Origin of the sequence: Dickeya chrysanthemi NCPPB 402 (genome assembly GCF_000406105.1) — a bacterium.
Lineage (GTDB): Bacteria > Pseudomonadota > Gammaproteobacteria > Enterobacterales > Enterobacteriaceae > Dickeya > Dickeya chrysanthemi.
Window position 1 is genome coordinate 2,020,190 of sequence record NZ_CM001974.1, and the last position, 16,769, is coordinate 2,036,958.

Here is a 16,769-nt window from a genome sequence, read left to right on the forward strand (position 1 = left end):
TTCTGCTGCACGGTACTGCTATCAGTACCCTGTAATTATCGATATCCCCTTAATAATACAAGCACAGGACTAGCATGCTCGATCCCAATTTACTGCGTAATGAGCTAGACGCAGTCGCCGAAAAATTACTGGCTCGCCGAAATTTTAAACTGGATGTAGAAGCGCTGCGCAATCTGGAAGAACGCCGTAAAGTGCTTCAGGTGGAAACGGAAAGTTTACAGGCAGAACGTAACTCGCGATCGAAAGAGATTGGGGCGGCTAAATCGCGTGGGGAAGACATTGAACCACTGCGCAGTGCTGTAAACGAATTGGGTGAGAAACTGGATGCCGCTAAGGCTGAATTACAGCAAGTGCAAAATGATATCGAAACCATTGCACTGACGATTCCCAATATGCCTGATGATTGTGTGCCGCTGGGTAAAGACGACACCGAAAATCAGGAGGTTATGCGTTGGGGAGAGCCGCGTCAGTTTGATTTCCCGGTGCGTGACCACGTAGACCTGGGTGAATTGACCGGTGGCTTGAGCATGGCGCTTGGGGTAAAGCTGACCGGGGCGCGTTTCTCGGTGATGAAAGGTCAGGTGGCTCGCTTACACCGTGCGTTGGCGCAGTTCATGCTGGATCTGCATACCGGCGAGCATGGTTATCAGGAGGCCTACGTGCCTTATCTGGTGAATCAAAATACCCTGTACGGCACCGGGCAATTGCCGAAATTTGGTGAAGATCTGTTCCATACCAAGCCGTTGAGCGAAGAATCGGAAACCAGTAATTACGCGCTGATCCCGACGGCGGAGGTGCCGCTGACCAACCTGGTGCGGGACGAAATCCTCGATGAGGATGCACTGCCGATCAAACTGACCGCGCATACGCCGTGCTTCCGCTCTGAAGCAGGCTCTTACGGTCGTGATACCCGTGGCCTGATCCGTGTTCATCAGTTCGACAAAGTTGAAATGGTGCAGATTGTTCGACCGGAAGAGTCGATGCAGGCACTGGAAGAATTAACAGGCCATGCCGAAAAAGTCTTGCAGTTGTTGAAATTACCGTATCGTAAGGTACTGCTGTGCAGCGGTGATATGGGATTTGGTTCCTGCAAAACCTACGATCTGGAAGTGTGGCTGCCTGCGCAGAATACTTACCGTGAAATTTCCTCCTGTTCCAACTGTGGGGATTTTCAGGCCCGCCGTATGCTAGCGCGTTGCCGCAGCAAGAGCGATAAGAAAACCCGTCTGGTGCATACACTAAACGGTTCTGGCCTGGCGGTGGGGCGTGCACTGGTCGCCGTGTTGGAAAACTACCAGCAAGCCGATGGCCGGATCGAAGTCCCAGAGGTGCTGCGACCATACATGAATGGTTTGCAATTTATCGGCTAAGCCTCTTCGCAAGAATGACGCCTTTCATCAAGCGCCCTGTGGGGCGCTTTTTTATCGTTGAAAAATCACACATTCGCTATTGCGGTGAGGTGTGGAATTGTCTGATTCCTGCCTGATATCGGTCTTGATAAGAGGATTCGGACATCCTCTTATGGAGCACTGAAGCATAGGGTTCTAAGTTTTTGTCGTTGCACTGACCAACGCCATTTTGACAAAGAGAAGGCAAATGTCAGCAAGATGAGAACAAGGAGATAACTCCTGCGAACAGAGCCAACGAGGTGATTATGCCACAACATATTGTCAGCCTGACAGGGCGGTTACTGGGGGCTTTACTCTATTACGCACCCGATGATGAACAGAATGCGAGGTTAATCGAACGGCTGCGACAGTCGGCATGGCAACGGACATGGCCTTGCGGCAAGCGGGACGAGATCGTCATGGCGGCCCGGCAGATCCAACTGGGGTTGCAACCCGGTTACGATGAACGGGTATCGCTCGCCTGGCGGCGATTTCTCCGTGGTGATGAGGGCATTCCCGCGCCGCCTTGGGGGTCGGTATACCTTGATCGGCACAATGTCTTGTTTGGTGATTCGACTCTGGCGCTACGACGCTGGTTGCGTGATCTGGGTATTGAACCACGGTGCGATCGTCATGAGCCCGAGGATCACATCGGTCTGATGTTGATGCTGGCTGCCTGGTGTGCGGAAAACCAACCGGACAGTCTGCCGGAGCTGTTGAGCGAACATTTACTGCCTTGGGCGATGCGTTATCTGGATTTGCTGGAGTATCACTGCCGTCATCCGTTTTATCAGGGAGTTGCGCGGTTAACCCGCATCACATTGCGGGATTGGCAAATGCGTTTCCAGTTGATTCAGAAAGAAAAAGCGTTGTTCTATTAGCCAGTCTTCCTGGCAGAAAGCTGGGGATGTGGATTGACACTGCCTCAGAATATGATCATCGAATCAGGGCGTTTGTCATGCCTGCCGTATCACACCTGGCTTGCGATGTGTGGGATGCCGTTAACCGTATCGGGCCGCACGTTGCCAGGCCGGGCGTGCCCGCATCGCTTCCAGCAAGCGCCAGAGATGGGGGCGAGAAGAGGAGAGCCAATCGCGTTGTGCAGCAATATCCAGTGGGAATCCCATCATGATGTCCGCTGCTGAAAATGCCTCGCCAGCCAGCCAGCGCGTTTTTTCTGCTTCCTGCTCCAGAAAATCATAATGCAGATTGAGCTGGGTATTAACCATGTTGCGAATCGGCCAGCCGAAAGGTCCCATTTTATAAGCCACCAGCTTTAGCAACATGGCCGACATCAGCGAACCTTCGGCGTAATGCATCCAGTAACGATAACGCCAAAAGTCGGGGCTGTCCGCTGCCGGAGCCAGATGCGGGCCGAAGGTGGCGACCAGATATTCCAGTATCAGACCGGTTTCCGCCAGTACTTTGCCATCATGCTCAATGACCGGTGCTTTTCCCAAGGGATGAATGTCACGTAAGGTCGCAGGAGCACGCATCGTAGCTTTATTACGCTGATAATTGATCACTTCATATGGCACATCCAACTCTTCCAGGAGCCATAAAATCCGCTGCGATCGGGAAGTATTCAGGTGATGAACTCGAATCATGGGGATCATCCTGTTTTCTGGTAGATAAGGTAGGTGCCATCCCATATCGCTCAGTGCGAAAAAAGAAAAACCAGACGGCAGAAGAAATAATAATAAAATCAGTGCCGGGAGAATATACCTGAACGCAAGTGTCGGCTGACGAGCCTGGATATGGCGCAGGCGTCAATGATGAGATGCACGCCCGGCATCAACATGATTGAGTTAACCCGCGATTTCCTACGGTGCATCGCATCGGTCGTGAAAAAGCGGGTTGGAGCGATAGGGTGAACAATAGCCTACTGGTTTTCTTTTACCAGTTTTACCAGGTAGTTGAACCAGTCGTCTGGCCGACCTAGCCAGGGTGCGATATTCAATGTGGTAAAGATATCATCTACCGCAAAGACTATCGTCGGGAAACCGGCACCGCCTGATTGAGTCAACCATTGGCGGCTTTCCTCGATATGCTTCCGGGTTGGTAAACCGCGCCAGCGCGTATAGGTATTTTCAAAATCATCTAATGACAGGCCGATTTCCACCGCCATTTTCATTAATACCGATACTTCAGAGATGCTGAATCCTTCAACATAATGAGCGCGTTGCAGACGCTCAAGTAAATCAAGCCCGCGGCCGCCTAATTCTTCGGCCGCCAGAATAGCCGTTGTGGGCGGTTCCGAATCCAGTGTCGCGGTGACGTCCCACAGTAAGCCATTGAAATAGCCATCGCCGAAGGGCTGGCCGCTCATCTGGGCAATGCGGCGATCGTGTGGTTGAACGTAGTCCCGCCATTCGGGCGTGATACGGCGGCGGTTCGGCCCGGTCATCATGCCGCCGGCATGCAGCACGACTGGCAGCCCTTCAATTTTGCGCGCTGCATGGATTAACGGCGCTGCGGCATAGCACCAACCGCACAGGGGATCGAAGATGTAGTGTAGCCTGTTCATTCATACGCTCCGTATGTTGCCCGATAGGTGGGGCACATCAGCAAAGGGAAAGAGACTGGTTATCGCGCCACAAACCTTCCCGGGCGTGTGCCAGAATGGCAACCGCTAACTACCTGTGTGACGCTCTATCTTAATTATTGTCTATTTCCTGAGAGTTAGCAGGGGATGGCGTAATTTTATCCTCCCTGTTCTGCGATCACAGATCGCAAACCTGAAAGAAAAGTAGTCACAGTGCAATAGCCGGGGCAAGCCGCCTTGCGGCCGCCGCGGATATTAGCCGTGTTATCTCAGGGCCACTGCATCTCGCCTTTAATGACTTTGGCGCTCAGCTCTAGTGAGCCTTCTTCACCGAGATTCGGATAAGCCTGCTTCATTGCATTAACCAGTGCGGTGCTATTGGCTGATAATGGAACATTCTTCTCAAAAGTTTTCAGATAATTACGTGTGAAGGTGATATTTTGTGGCGACCAGGGCGCAGAGCCGTCTTTATTCGGCAGATAGTGGCTCGGTACCACCGTGGTTGGCTTGAGCTTGTCGATAGCATCCAGATCCTTCAGCCAGTGTTGGCGAGCGGTTGCAGTCTGCGTGTCGGCAACCCATACATGGATATTGGCCGCGGTATGCACGCCGCCAACCACCGTTTTCAGTGATGGAATCCAGACAAACGTACGATCCGGCGTCGCCCCTTTCAGGCCAATGATATCAATATTGTTGCCTTCAAGTGTGAGATGGTCGGCATCCAGCGCCTGAGGGACCACCACCTGCTTCGGCGCATTGTCTTTTAGAATTGGTCCCCAGTAAGCCACTTTCTTTTCTTTGCTAGCGTTAATGGCGGCGATAGTTTGTGGTGTGGCGACAATTTGCGCATTAGGGAAAGCGGCTTTCAACACATCCAGACCAAAGTAGAAATCCGGATCATGGTGACTGATATAGATCGTTTTCAGGTTCTTGCCGGTAGCCCGGATTTTTTCTACCAGTTTTTCTGCATCATTGCGCTGAAACTGGGCATCAATAAGCAACGCATCGTGCTCACCGGTGATGATTTCAGATGACACCGGGAAGACGGATTTTTCTCCAGGGTTATATACGTCTATCTTCAGCGCAGCGGACGCTGAAAACGCCATAGAAGCGAAGAGGGTGGCGAGTAGGGTGTGCTTTAACATAGGGAATACTCCTTTCTGAATGAGATGGCGTCATGGTAAATTTCATTTTTATAAAGAAAAACCCTGTCTTTCGAGCAGGTTTGTTGCAAAAAACGGACATATAATGGATAGAATTACCGCCGCTCAGGTATTTGTCGCCATCACCGAACAGGGGAGCCTGACGGGTGCCGCTGATGTTCTGGAGATGTCCCGCGCGATGGTGACCCGGTATCTGGCTGAAATGGAACGCTGGGCTGACGCGCGATTATTGCATCGCAGTACCCGTCAACTGAGTCTGACCACCGAAGGGGAAACGGTATTGCAATACTGCCGCGAATTGCTGACGGTATCGCAAAAGCTGGATAGGCCCGCCCGTGGGAGGATGGAACCGGCTGGATTAATGCGGTTAACCTGCTCCCCTTCGTTGGCACAGACAACATTAGTCGAGGCGATCACGGCTTACCTTCGGCGTTACCCCAAAACAGCGGTCGACCTGCAGGTGGCAAGTCATACTCTGAACCTGATTGAGGAGCGTATTGATCTGGCGATCCGGATCACCAGTCAGTTGGATTCAGGGTTAATTGCCCGTCGATTGGGCGGTTGCCCATCAGTGGTGTGCGCGGCGCCGTCTTACCTGGCCGCTCAGGGGACGCCGCAACGGGTGGAAGAGCTTGCCGTACATGATTGCCTGACTTATTCATTTTTCGGCAAAAGCCTGTGGCAATTCATCCGGAAGGGGGAAACGATAGCCGTACCGGTTAGTGGCAGTTTCAGCGCCAATGATTCGCTGACTCTACTGGAGGCGGCGCTGAATGGCGCCGGCATAAGTTTGCAGCCGGTTTATTCCGTCACGGACCTGATCGCCAGTAAACGGCTTATCGCGTTGTTTCCCGAGGTGCAACCACAAGAACTGGATATTTACGCGGTGTACCATTCACGTGAGCGGATGTCGCCGGCATTGCGAGCACTGGTGGATTTTCTTGCCGACTGGTTCGACGGCAACCTGGAGTGGAAACGGGTTTCACGTCGCTGATACTGCGCCGGGCTGCCGGCATCGTGGTGTATGAGCAAATTGTGCGGCTGCTGGTGATAAGAGAATTGACTTTGCTATTACCAGTGGCATGATGCGCGCAAATCATCCTTTCTTTCTGGTTTGTCTCTCCATGTCAACCTATACGCGCCCGGTTTTGCTGCTGCTCTGCGGGCTGTTGCTGCTTACCGTTTGTCTAGCTGTTCTCAATACGCTGGTACCATTGTGGCTTAATGATCGTCAATTGCCGGTTTGGCAGGTTGGCGTGGTCGGTTCGGCCTATTTCAGCGGGAATTTGGTCGGTACGTTGGCGGCGGGCGGGTTGATCCGACGTTATGGTTTTAACCGTAGCTATTATCTGGCTGTGCTGCTGTTTGGGCTGGCGACGGCGGCGCTGGCGTTGTCTTCGGATATCGGGAACTGGATTCTGTGGCGTTTTGTCGCCGGTATTGCCTGTGCGCTGATTTGGGTGGTTGTAGAAAGTGCTCTCCTTTGCAGCGGCAATGCACTTAATCGCGGGCAACTGCTGGCGGCGTATATGATGGCGTACTATCTGGGCAGCGTAATGGGGCAATTGCTGCTGGGAATAGTGCCTACGGCATTGTTCAGTATTTTGCCCTGGCTGGTGGCGCTGGTATTACTGGCGGCGTTACCTCTGCTATTTGCACGTATTCCGCCGCCGCAGCCTGTGACGCAACGCGTTAACGTCTGGCGGATGCTACACTATCGCTCCGCCCGTTTGGGTATTCAGGGTTGCGTCATTTCCGGGGTTATTCTTGGTTCACTGTATGGGTTGATGCCGTTGTATCTTGCGCATCAAGGTATGAGCGATGCCAGTGTAGGCTATTGGATGGCGTTATTAATCAGCGCGGGTATTCTGGGTCAATGGCCGGTCGGGCGGCTGGCGGATCGTTATGGCCGATTGTTGGTGCTGCGTGTACTGGTTTTTGCGGTGATTCTTGGCTCACTGGCCATGTGGCTTCCAGGGCGATATAGCATGGCGCCGTCGTTGTTTTTGCTCGGTGCCGCCGGGTTTACGCTCTATCCGGTTGCGATGTCATGGGCGTGTGAGAGGGTGGCGCCTAATGAGCTGGTCGCCATGAATCAGGCATTACTGCTTAGCTACACCATTGGTAGTCTCTGCGGGCCAAGTCTGGCCGCGATGCTGATGCAGACCTATTCCGATCAATTATTGTTTGTTTTGATTGCTGCCGTGTCCCTTGGATATCTGGTTATCCTGTTGAAAAAAGCGGATCATCATCCCCGGCCGCTGGCCGTGTGAGCCGGCCCATTATTGTTTGTCGCATCGTCGGTGTTGGTGGTTGCCGGGAGAGAGGCGCCCGATTTCGACGATGTTATTCCACAGGACTTCGGCAACCGGGCTCAGTCGCTGTTTGGCATTGCGAACCAGGTAAAAGATGCTGCTGAGTTGCAACTGCTCTGGGGCGATTGCCACCAGTTTTCCTTCCTGTACCCAGCGTGAGGCATAATGGTTCGGCAGGAAGCCCACATGGGTACCCGCCAGAATTAACAGCATACATCCTTCCTCACTGTAGGCGATGCCTTGCTGCCCTTGTTTGGCGATAGGCCCTAATTGCTTACAAATTTCATTGATATCGTAACCGCCAATCAGCAGTCGTTTCGGGTTTAGGGTACCGTCATGCCACGCTTGCTCAATACGTTCTGCCTGTTCGGTTGCCGCGTAAAATGCACTGTATTCAATGAAAGCGGGCTGGAAGAAGATATCGGGTGGAACATCATTCGACAGGACGGTGAGCACGATATCCAAATCACCGCTGCGTAACCGCGTCATCAGCGATTGATGGTCGCTGATGTGCAGATTCATCGATGCATCGGGGCTTAACTCCAGCAAGCGACGTATTGCCAGCGCAACCGCTTGATCCGGATGGGAGACAATATTATCCAGGCAGCCAAGCCGTACCTCACCGATAAGTTCATGCTTGATGCGCGCCAATCGATTGGCAAAATCATCCAGTGTGGCAATCACCGAACGTGCCTCCTGATAGACCAATTCACCTTCGGTCGTCAGCGCAAAGCCACCCCGGCCCCGTTCGCACAAAATCAACCCTAATGTGTCTTCCAGCCGGGAAAGGTAATGACTGAGAACTGGCTGGCTCAATCCGGTAGCGTCTTGTGCATTGGTTATGCCTTTGTTTTCAACAATTTTACAAAATAACTTTAGCCAGCGAATTTCCAGTTTATCGAGCCGCATGATGTGCCTCTGAACACATATACCACCCGCCAATCATCAGGTTACAGATGCGTAGGCATTGCCTTGTGGAGACGGCGGCAAGCCGCGGATAAGGCGACGGATGCAGTCTCGCCGGGCAAAAACGGTTAATTGCTCAAAATGCGAGCGAACTGGCCGGTAACCTGGATTATGTCGGGTATGGCTGTTGCAATTAACATTGAAATAAATCTATTTTATTCAATGTGTTTTCCCTGTAGTTCGTATATTTCGCCTCGTTTGAAGCAGTTACCACGCCAGGGCGTGATTATGCATGACTCCCTTCGCTTCTCCAGTACGCCGCATCAAATAACGTTACTGTTTTGTGTCACATAATGCCCATCATGATGTGTTTTTATCGTGCTGGCTTGCTCTGGATTGTGATGGAGCAAAAGTATGGAAAGCAGGGCGATGATGACGAGCGTGTTGGCATGAATCGGCCAGTCATGTCGTATCTGTGGGTATTGACTGGCGTTTTCTTGTTGGTGGCGGCAGCCGGATTACTGCGTTAATCAATTATAGTCAACGCCAGCCAGGTGATGTGTAACGCTGGCCGACGGAGCGGCGTAATCCTAGTACACAACTTTGTGACCGTAACTGGTCAGAATAGACTTAATGCGGTCCATAGTATCAGCCTTAGGCGGCTTGATGCCATCCAGCTTGTATTCCTCGCCCATGGCTGTCCATTTGTGTTTACCCAACTCGTGATAAGGCAAGAGTTCGATTTTCTCGATATTGCTCATCTCTTTGGTAAATTCACCCAACAAATGTGCGGAGGCATCGTCATCGCTCCAGTCAGGGACGACAACATAGCGGATCCAGGTGCGTTGATTGCGTTTGGCGAGATAACGGGCAAATTCCAGCGTGCGGTGGTTGGATACTCCCACCAAATTCTGATGCACCTCGTCGTTGAGTTGTTTGAGATCCAGCATGACCAGGTCGGTGGCGTCCAACAGTTCGTCAATGACCGGGTCGTAGCGCCGCACAAAACCGTTGGTATCCAGACAGGTATTAATCCCTTGCTCATGACAGGCACGGAACCAGTCACGGACGAACTCGGCTTGCAGAATGGCCTCGCCGCCGGATGCCGTCACGCCGCCGCCGGATGCATTCATAAAATGGCGATAGGTCACCACTTCCTTCATTAACTCTTCTACCGTCACTTCCTTGCCGCCATGAGTGTCCCAGGTGTCGCGGTTGTGGCAGTAGAGACAACGCATCAGGCATCCCTGAAAGAAGGTGATGAAGCGGATGCCGGGGCCGTCAACGGTGCCACAGGATTCGAAAGAGTGAATGCGACCAATAACTGACATGCGAGGTTTCTCCAGGTTGGGCCGGGAAATAGCGGCCTGCAATGAGCGCAGTAACAACAAAGTAGCACGCAGGGCTACAACGCTGTTGTTCTGCGTCGAATCTGTTTTGTCAGCCCGCCAGTCAGGAATCGATAGCCGGCTGACAAAACAGGTTCTGAGTTATTCGGCGGGAGTGGTGAAAAAATTTCACTGGGGAAATTTTTAGTGCTGCTTAAGCAGCCCACAAAGGAGACAGGCGAAAAACCCATTATAAAAAGGCCCCACCGATGTGGAGCCTTTAGTTTACGCCTTTTCAGACAGACATGTAATTACATGGACTGTGTGAAAGTACGGGTAATAACATCCTGCTGCTGTTCTTTGGTCAGCGAGTTAAAGCGAACGGCATAACCAGACACACGAATGGTCAACTGCGGATATTTTTCCGGGTTTTCCATTGCGTCGAGCAGCATTTCACGGTTCATCACGTTGACGTTCAGGTGCTGGCCGCCTTCGATGCTGGCTTCGTGGTGGAAGTAACCATCCATCAGGCCTGCCAGGTTGGCTTTACGCACGTCGTCATCTTTACCCAGCGCGTTCGGCACGATAGAGAAGGTATAGGAGATACCGTCTTTTGCGTAAGCGAACGGCAGTTTAGCCACGGAAGTCAGAGAAGCGACAGCGCCTTTCTGGTCACGACCGTGCATCGGGTTGGCACCCGGTCCGAACGGCGCACCAGCGCGACGGCCATCCGGGGTGTTACCGGTTTTCTTACCGTATACCACGTTGGACGTAATGGTCAGTACGGACTGAGTCGGGGTCGCACCACGGTAGGTATTCAGTTTCTGAATTTTCTTCATGAAACGTTCAACCAGATCACAAGCCAGGTCATCAACGCGTGAATCGTTGTTACCGAACTGCGGGTATTCGCCTTCGATGTCAAAGTCGACCGCCAGACCGTTTTCATCACGTACTGGTTTCACTTTGGCATACTTGATGGCAGACAGGGAGTCAGCCGCTACAGACAGACCCGCGATACCACACGCCATAGTACGGAACACGTCACGGTCATGCAGCGCCATCAGAGATGCTTCATAGCTGTACTTGTCGTGCATGTAGTGGATGATATTCAGTGCGGTGACGTACTGTTTAGCCAGCCAATCCATGAAGTGATCCATACGCTCCATCACTTCATCAAAGTTCAGCACATCGCCTTTGATCGGTTCGGATTTCGGGCCGACCTGCATTTTCAGTTTTTCGTCCACGCCGCCGTTGATCGCGTACAGCATGGTTTTCGCCAGGTTAGCGCGGGCGCCGAAGAACTGCATTTGTTTACCCACAACCATCGGGCTTACACAACAAGCGATAGCGTAATCGTCGTTGTTGAAGTCCGGACGCATCAGGTCATCGTTCTCGTACTGCAGAGAAGAAGTGTCGATAGACACTTTAGCAGCGAATTTTTTGAAGTTCAGCGGCAGTTTTTCAGACCACAGAATGGTCATGTTCGGTTCCGGAGACGGCCCCATGGTGTACAGGGTGTTCAGGAAACGGAAGCTGTTTTTGGTAACCAGCGTACGGCCGTCGATACCCATACCGGCCAGTGATTCGGTTGCCCAGATCGGGTCGCCGGAGAACAGTTCATCGTATTCCGGGGTACGCAGGAAACGTACCATGCGCAGTTTCATCACCAGGTGGTCGACCAGTTCCTGGGCGTCCTGTTCGGTGATTTTACCTGCTTTCAGATCGCGCTCGATGTAGACATCCAGGAATGTGGATACGCGACCAAAGGACATCGCCGCACCATTCTGAGATTTAACGGCAGCCAGATAACCGAAGTAAGTCCACTGCACGGCTTCCTGAGCGGTTGTTGCCGGGCCGGAAATGTCGCAACCGTATTTGGCCGCCATTTCTTTAATTTGACCCAGTGCGCGGTGCTGATCAGCAATTTCTTCGCGCAGACGGATAGTCGCTTCCAGGTCTTCACCGTTTTCCAGTTTGGATTGCAGGGAAGTGAACTGGGCGAATTTGTCCGCCATCAGGTAGTCGATACCGTACAGAGCGACACGGCGGTAGTCACCGATGATACGACCACGACCGTACGCGTCAGGCAGGCCGGTCAGCACGCCGGATTTACGGCAACGCAGGATGTCCGGAGTATAAACATCGAACACGCCCTGGTTGTGGGTTTTACGGTAGTCGGTGAAGATTTTTTTCAGCTGCGGATCTAGTTTACGGCCGTAAACTTCGCAGGAACCTTCGACCATTTTGATACCGCCGAACGGGATGATTGCACGTTTCAGCGGGGCATCAGTCTGCAGACCGACGATTTTTTCCAAGCCTTTGCTGATGTAACCGGCATCGTGGGAAGTGATGGTGGCGGCAACGTCGGTATCGAAATCAACCGGTGCATGGGTGCGGTTTTCCTGTTTGATGCCTTCCATCACCTTGTCCCACAGGGAACTGGTTGCCTGAGTAGCACCGGCCAGGAAGGTTTCGTCACCTTCATACGGCGTGTAGTTTTTCTGAATGAAGTCACGCACGTTGACGCCATTCTGCCATTCGCCTTTGCTAAAACCTTCCCAAGCCTGGGCGAGTTTCTGATTAAGTTCGGTCATATTACACCTACCTTTGATTTGGATTTTTATAACCCGACGTTGCGGCCGACAGCAGCTTAGTGCTGATCTCCACCGCGCAAATAAATGACCCAGTAAGTTAACCCTACCAGCAGTCCACCACCAATGATGTTGCCGAGCGTGACGGGGATCAGGTTGTCGACAATAAAATTGCTGATGGTTAAGTGCTCAAACTGGCTCGGCGTCATGCTGATGGCGTGCCAGAATGTCTCTGGAGCAAAATTCTTAACTACAATCCCCATCGGGATCATGAACATGTTGGCGATACTGTGTTCGAAGCCGCTGGCGACGAACATAGCGACAGGCAGAATCATGGCCAGCATTTTGTCAGTCAGCGTACGGCCGGAATAACTCATCCAGACAGCCAGACAGACCATCAGGTTTGCCAGTATCCCAAGGCATAAAGCCTCGACAAAAGTATGCTCCAGCTTGTGATTAGCCGTCTGCAACACATTCAGGCCCCAGGCGCCATTCGCCACCATGTGCTCACCGGAAAACCAGATGAGTGCGACGAAAAATAACGCGCCAATCAAATTGCCTAAATAAACGTTGAGCCAGTTTAACCACAGTTGTTTCCAGGTAATGCGCCCGCTGGCTTTGGCAATGACGGTCAGTACGGTAGACGTGAACAAATCCGCGCCACAGACGACGACCAGCATCAACCCCATGGAGAAACAGATACCCCCTATCAGTTTAGCCATACCATACGGCATGGATGAAGATCCGGTGGTAGCCGTGATATAGAAAACGAACGCAATGGATATAAACACACCGGCAGTAATTGCCAGAAAAAATGCAGTAAGCGGTTGTTTTGTTGCTTTATAAACGCCGGCATCTTCAGCGACTTTCGCCATTGCCGATGGTAATAACAGGGTGAAGGGGTTGTCAGCTTTCACACTAACTCTCTCTTAAAATTTATCTACGGTGAGATACTAACAAAGGGTTATTCGCCATAATTTGACGTGGATCATACCACAGGAATTTATTAGGCTGATCAGGAGCCATTCTATAGCTATTTTAACTATTAACATACTGATTTTTATTTAAAAAATATTTTTTAAAAATTATAAAAACAGTTGAATTGGGAGGAAAAATTAACGTATTTGACGTTAAAAAAAATAAGACTTTGTAGTCATTTCATGCCTCAAATTTATGGTGTTTAATTTATTTTTTACCATCCGATAACAATAATGCATTTATAAAAATAAATATCCCGTCTCGACTTAATATATCCATACAAAAATAAAGGAATACGATGGGTTTTGGGCAACACTACGCTGCCGGATTGGGCCGAGGCAGCATAAAAATAAAAATTATAGTGGTATTCATGCGAGGCAGTATACCGGATGGCGCGTTGCGCCATCCGGTCAAGTGGAGCAAGGCTTATTTCGTTTGCCAATGTGCGCGTTTAGCGCGTTGCAATTTTTCATAAGCCGCCAGCAGAGACTGATGGGCCGGCAGAGCCTTCAGATCAGCATCTACTGCAAACAGGCCGTAGAAGCACTGTTCACCGGCGATAGCGGCGCTCGCAGCATCCACGGCATCCTGGCCGTACATGCGTACGAAAGCATCGTAGTACTGAGCCGGGTCGCGCTCAGGCTCCAGTGCCAGTTGCAGTAATGTTTGCAGGCAACGGTAATAATTACGGCGTTCCGGTGCAAAGACGGATTGGTTGAAATCCAGTGACCATTCAGCCCAGCTCAACGCTTGCTCCAGATCGCCACCAGCCAATGCCAGCATGGATTTCAGTTCGCCAATGCGTAACGTAAACCATCCGTTATCTTTACCGGTGGCGATACCCAGCAGCTCGCGGACACGCGTAAAATCATCCAGACCCTCATCATCCAACTGTTGCAGCAACGCCAGATAATCCGCCTTTTCCCATTGGCTGTCCGGTAAGGACAGCAGCGTTTCGCGCAGATGTGCTCCCATGCTGTTGTTCGCCAGTAACAGGTCTTCTGCCGGATAGATGTCCGACATGCCTGGCACCAGAATGCGGCAGGCGTATACCGACAGATGCTCGTAATCCGCGATATACACTTCTTTATCTTCTTTATTGAAGATGGCCATCAGTGTTGCGAATTCCTGCTCCGTGGTACCGCTGAAATCCCAGTCGACGAAGGTATAATCTGGCTGTGTTTTAAACAGATCCCAGGAAATCAAGCCGCTGGAGTCGATAAAATGGGTTTCCAGATTGGTGTGTTCGGCCACTTCTTCATTGTCGAACGTCGGCGGTGTGAACACGTCCAGATCTTTCAGTCCCCGGCCCTGAAGCAATTCGGTGACGGTACGCTCCAACGCTACACCGAAATCCGGGTGTGCGCCAAACGATGCAAAACAGGTACCATTGGCCGGGTTGAACAGTACGACGCAGATCACCGGATACTGGCCGCCCAGCGATGCGTCATAGGCGAAGATCGGGAAGCCTTCCTGTTCCAGCGTGGCGATGGCTTCCACCACACCGGGATAGCGTGACAGAACCTCCGCCGGAATTGCTGGCAGGCTGATGGCTTCGGCGATAATCCGGTTCTTCACATAGCGTTCAAATACTTCCGACAGCCCTTGCACGCGGGCTTCATTGCGGGTATTCCCCGCAGACATGCCGTTAGACACGTACAAATTTCCGATGATATTCATCGGAATATAGATCGTTTGCTGATCAGACTGGCGGGTAAACGGCAACGCGCAGATGCCCCGGCTGTGATTGCCGGACTGCAGATCGACGAGATCACTGGCGACAAGCTGTTGGTCCGGGTCATAGAAGGCGTGCAGACGGGCGTCAAGAATGCCTTCCGGCAGGCTGTCGTCCTCAGGAAGCGGGAACCACTTCTCATCAGGATAATGAACGAATTCGCCTTCGGCAATCTGCCGACCCAGATAGAAATCGGCGAAAAAATAGTTGGTGGACAGACGTTCGAAGTATTCACCCAACGCGGAAGCCAGCGCCGCTTTTCGGGTCGCGCCTTTACCATTGGTGAAACACAGCGCACAGTCGCGGTCGCGGATATGTACCGACCAGACATTGGGCACCGGGTTCAGCCAGGATGCTTCTTCGATGTTGAACCCCAGGTCGAGGAGCTGTTGTTGAAAACGGGCGATGGAATCTTCCAGGGCGGCGTCTTTGCCTGGGATAAACGTTTGGGTCATGGTTCGAACCTGAATATGTTATGAGGAGGCTGCATCATACGTGGTTTTGTGTATCGACTCTATCCCGCATGTTGCATATTGCGCGGCGCCTCCAGACCATGTTGTAACCGATATGTTGACAGACACAATAACAGGCGGACGAGTGCGCAACTTTTCAGGCGGCAGGGTAATAAGCGTTGCAGGTATGAAAGACGAGTGATAAAACCGATAGCAGGGTAAACTGATGCGACACAGACAGGTCGCTATTGAATATGTGGTGAGGGGAAATGACTCAGGTTTTTAATTTTAGTGCGGGTCCGGCCATGTTACCGGTGGAAGTGTTGCGTCGTGCGGAACAAGAACTTTGTAACTGGCATGGACTAGGCACATCGGTGATGGAAATCAGCCACCGTAGCAAAGAGTTCATGCAGGTAGCCGGCGAGTCTGAGCAGGATTTGCGTGATTTATTAAAAATCCCCTCAAATTACAAAGTGTTATTCTGTCATGGCGGCGCCCGCGCGCAGTTTGCTGCGGTTCCGCTTAATTTGCTGGGTGAAAGCACTACGGCAGATTATATTGATGGCGGTTATTGGGCGCATAGCGCAGTGAAGGAAGCTGAGAAATATCTCACGCCTAATGTGATTGACGTGAAAACCCGTATTGATGGCCTGCGCGGCATTAAACCGATGCGTGAGTGGGCGTTGTCGGATGATGCGGCGTATGTGCATTACTGCCCGAACGAAACGATAGATGGACTGGCGATCGAAGAAGAGCCTGACTTTGGCGACAAAATCGTCGTGGCGGATTATTCCTCCAGTATCTTGTCTCGTCCACTGGATGTCAGCCGTTATGGCGTGATCTATGCCGGTGCGCAGAAAAACGTGGGGCCTGCCGGCCTGACGCTGGTCATTGTGCGCGATGATCTGCTTGGCAAAGCGCGTCGCGAACTGCCGTCTATTTTGGATTATAAGATTCTGTTTGAGAACGACTCTATGTTTAACACACCTCCGACATTTGCCTGGTATCTGTCTGGTTTGGTGTTCAAGTGGTTGAAAGAACAGGGCGGCTTGCTGGAGATGGAAAAACGCAATCAGGCTAAAGCTGATCTGCTGTATGCCGCTATTGACGGCAGCGATTTTTATCGCAATGACGTTGTGCCCGCCAGCCGTTCCCGCATGAATGTGCCGTTCCAGTTAGCGGATGCCGCGCTGGATCCGCTCTTCCTGCAGGACGCGCAGGCTGCCGGGTTGCATGCGTTGAAAGGGCACCGTGTTGTCGGCGGTATGCGCGCGTCCATCTACAATGCCATGCCGCTGGATGGCGTAAAAGCGCTGACGGAGTTTATGGCCGATTTCGAACGTCGTCACGGCTGATAACTTGATAAAT

At 51.9% G+C, this 16,769-nt stretch carries 14 protein-coding genes; 6 read left to right on the forward strand and 8 right to left on the reverse strand.

Features of this window, described 5'->3' with window-relative positions:
• The first annotated feature begins 74 nt into the window (after window positions 1-74).
• Window positions 75-1,370, forward strand: coding sequence for a serine--tRNA ligase (serS, locus tag DCH402_RS09065; protein ID WP_040000788.1), 1,296 nt, complete (start codon window positions 75-77; stop codon window positions 1,368-1,370).
• Window positions 1,371-1,654: 284 nt separating this feature from the next.
• On the forward strand, window positions 1,655-2,269 hold the full coding sequence (gene dmsD / locus DCH402_RS09070; RefSeq protein WP_040000789.1) for a Tat proofreading chaperone DmsD: 615 nt from the start codon (window positions 1,655-1,657) through the stop codon (window positions 2,267-2,269).
• Window positions 2,270-2,389: 120 nt separating this feature from the next.
• On the opposite strand, the gene DCH402_RS09075 is transcribed toward dmsD, so the two are convergent.
• From DCH402_RS09075 to DCH402_RS09085, 3 genes are all read right to left on the reverse strand, one after another.
• Window positions 2,390-2,995: a glutathione S-transferase family protein gene (locus tag DCH402_RS09075; protein ID WP_040000790.1), complete on the reverse strand. Its 606-nt coding sequence runs from the start codon at window positions 2,993-2,995 to the stop codon at window positions 2,390-2,392.
• Window positions 2,996-3,270: 275 nt separating this feature from the next.
• Complete coding sequence (locus DCH402_RS09080) at window positions 3,271-3,915, reverse strand: DsbA family protein (RefSeq protein WP_040000791.1); 645 nt, start codon at window positions 3,913-3,915, stop codon at window positions 3,271-3,273.
• Window positions 3,916-4,202: 287 nt separating this feature from the next.
• Window positions 4,203-5,078: an MBL fold metallo-hydrolase gene (locus tag DCH402_RS09085; protein ID WP_040000792.1), complete on the reverse strand. Its 876-nt coding sequence runs from the start codon at window positions 5,076-5,078 to the stop codon at window positions 4,203-4,205.
• A gap of 103 nt (window positions 5,079-5,181) precedes the next feature.
• Here DCH402_RS09085 and DCH402_RS09090 point away from each other — a divergent pair, with 103 nt between their 5' ends.
• Window positions 5,182-6,090 (forward strand): LysR family transcriptional regulator, encoded by a 909-nt coding sequence (locus tag DCH402_RS09090; RefSeq protein WP_040000793.1) that lies wholly within the window; start codon window positions 5,182-5,184, stop codon window positions 6,088-6,090.
• Between the two features lie 130 nt (window positions 6,091-6,220).
• A complete protein-coding gene (locus DCH402_RS09095; protein ID WP_040000794.1) occupies window positions 6,221-7,369 on the forward strand; it encodes an MFS transporter in 1,149 nt (382 codons plus the stop codon).
• Window positions 7,370-7,378: 9 nt separating this feature from the next.
• Here DCH402_RS09095 and DCH402_RS09100 read toward each other — a convergent pair whose 3' ends face one another.
• Window positions 7,379-8,320, reverse strand: coding sequence for a LysR family transcriptional regulator (locus DCH402_RS09100; protein ID WP_040000795.1), 942 nt, complete (start codon window positions 8,318-8,320; stop codon window positions 7,379-7,381).
• A gap of 398 nt (window positions 8,321-8,718) precedes the next feature.
• Here DCH402_RS09100 and DCH402_RS23285 point away from each other — a divergent pair, with 398 nt between their 5' ends.
• Window positions 8,719-8,847, forward strand: coding sequence for a hypothetical protein (locus tag DCH402_RS23285; protein WP_267879514.1), 129 nt, complete (start codon window positions 8,719-8,721; stop codon window positions 8,845-8,847).
• A gap of 60 nt (window positions 8,848-8,907) precedes the next feature.
• On the opposite strand, the gene pflA is transcribed toward DCH402_RS23285, so the two are convergent.
• The 4 genes from pflA to ycaO all read right to left on the reverse strand — a co-directional run bounded on the left by pflA (window position 8,908) and on the right by ycaO (window position 15,404).
• Complete coding sequence (gene pflA, locus DCH402_RS09105) at window positions 8,908-9,648, reverse strand: pyruvate formate lyase 1-activating protein (protein ID WP_040000797.1); 741 nt, start codon at window positions 9,646-9,648, stop codon at window positions 8,908-8,910.
• Between the two features lie 308 nt (window positions 9,649-9,956).
• Entirely contained in the window at window positions 9,957-12,239 is a 2,283-nt protein-coding gene (pflB, locus tag DCH402_RS09110; RefSeq protein WP_040000798.1) for a formate C-acetyltransferase, read from the reverse strand.
• Window positions 12,240-12,295: 56 nt separating this feature from the next.
• Window positions 12,296-13,153, reverse strand: a complete 858-nt coding sequence (gene focA, locus DCH402_RS09115) for a formate transporter FocA (protein WP_040000799.1) — start codon at window positions 13,151-13,153, stop codon at window positions 12,296-12,298.
• A gap of 487 nt (window positions 13,154-13,640) precedes the next feature.
• Window positions 13,641-15,404 carry a 30S ribosomal protein S12 methylthiotransferase accessory factor YcaO gene (gene ycaO, locus DCH402_RS09120; protein WP_040000800.1) on the reverse strand — a complete coding sequence of 588 codons (1,764 nt, stop codon included), beginning with the start codon at window positions 15,402-15,404 and terminating at the stop codon, window positions 13,641-13,643.
• Between the two features lie 266 nt (window positions 15,405-15,670).
• Between ycaO and serC the strand changes: the two genes are divergently transcribed.
• Complete coding sequence (gene serC / locus DCH402_RS09125) at window positions 15,671-16,756, forward strand: 3-phosphoserine/phosphohydroxythreonine transaminase (RefSeq protein WP_040000801.1); 1,086 nt, start codon at window positions 15,671-15,673, stop codon at window positions 16,754-16,756.
• Window positions 16,757-16,769 lie beyond the last annotated feature (13 nt).

Coding starts and splice junctions, on each gene's coding strand:
- serS (WP_040000788.1), top strand. CDS start 75: ATGCTCGATCCCAATTTACTGCGTAATGAGCTAGACGCAGTCGCCGAA.
- dmsD (WP_040000789.1), top strand. CDS start 1,655: ATGCCACAACATATTGTCAGCCTGACAGGGCGGTTACTGGGGGCTTTA.
- DCH402_RS09075 (WP_040000790.1), bottom strand. CDS start 2,995: ATGATTCGAGTTCATCACCTGAATACTTCCCGATCGCAGCGGATTTTA.
- DCH402_RS09080 (WP_040000791.1), bottom strand. CDS start 3,915: ATGAACAGGCTACACTACATCTTCGATCCCCTGTGCGGTTGGTGCTAT.
- DCH402_RS09085 (WP_040000792.1), bottom strand. CDS start 5,078: ATGTTAAAGCACACCCTACTCGCCACCCTCTTCGCTTCTATGGCGTTT.
- DCH402_RS09090 (WP_040000793.1), top strand. CDS start 5,182: ATGGATAGAATTACCGCCGCTCAGGTATTTGTCGCCATCACCGAACAG.
- DCH402_RS09095 (WP_040000794.1), top strand. CDS start 6,221: ATGTCAACCTATACGCGCCCGGTTTTGCTGCTGCTCTGCGGGCTGTTG.
- DCH402_RS09100 (WP_040000795.1), bottom strand. CDS start 8,320: ATGCGGCTCGATAAACTGGAAATTCGCTGGCTAAAGTTATTTTGTAAA.
- DCH402_RS23285 (WP_267879514.1), top strand. CDS start 8,719: ATGGAGCAAAAGTATGGAAAGCAGGGCGATGATGACGAGCGTGTTGGC.
- pflA (WP_040000797.1), bottom strand. CDS start 9,648: ATGTCAGTTATTGGTCGCATTCACTCTTTCGAATCCTGTGGCACCGTT.
- pflB (WP_040000798.1), bottom strand. CDS start 12,239: ATGACCGAACTTAATCAGAAACTCGCCCAGGCTTGGGAAGGTTTTAGC.
- ycaO (WP_040000800.1), bottom strand. CDS start 15,404: ATGACCCAAACGTTTATCCCAGGCAAAGACGCCGCCCTGGAAGATTCC.
- serC (WP_040000801.1), top strand. CDS start 15,671: ATGACTCAGGTTTTTAATTTTAGTGCGGGTCCGGCCATGTTACCGGTG.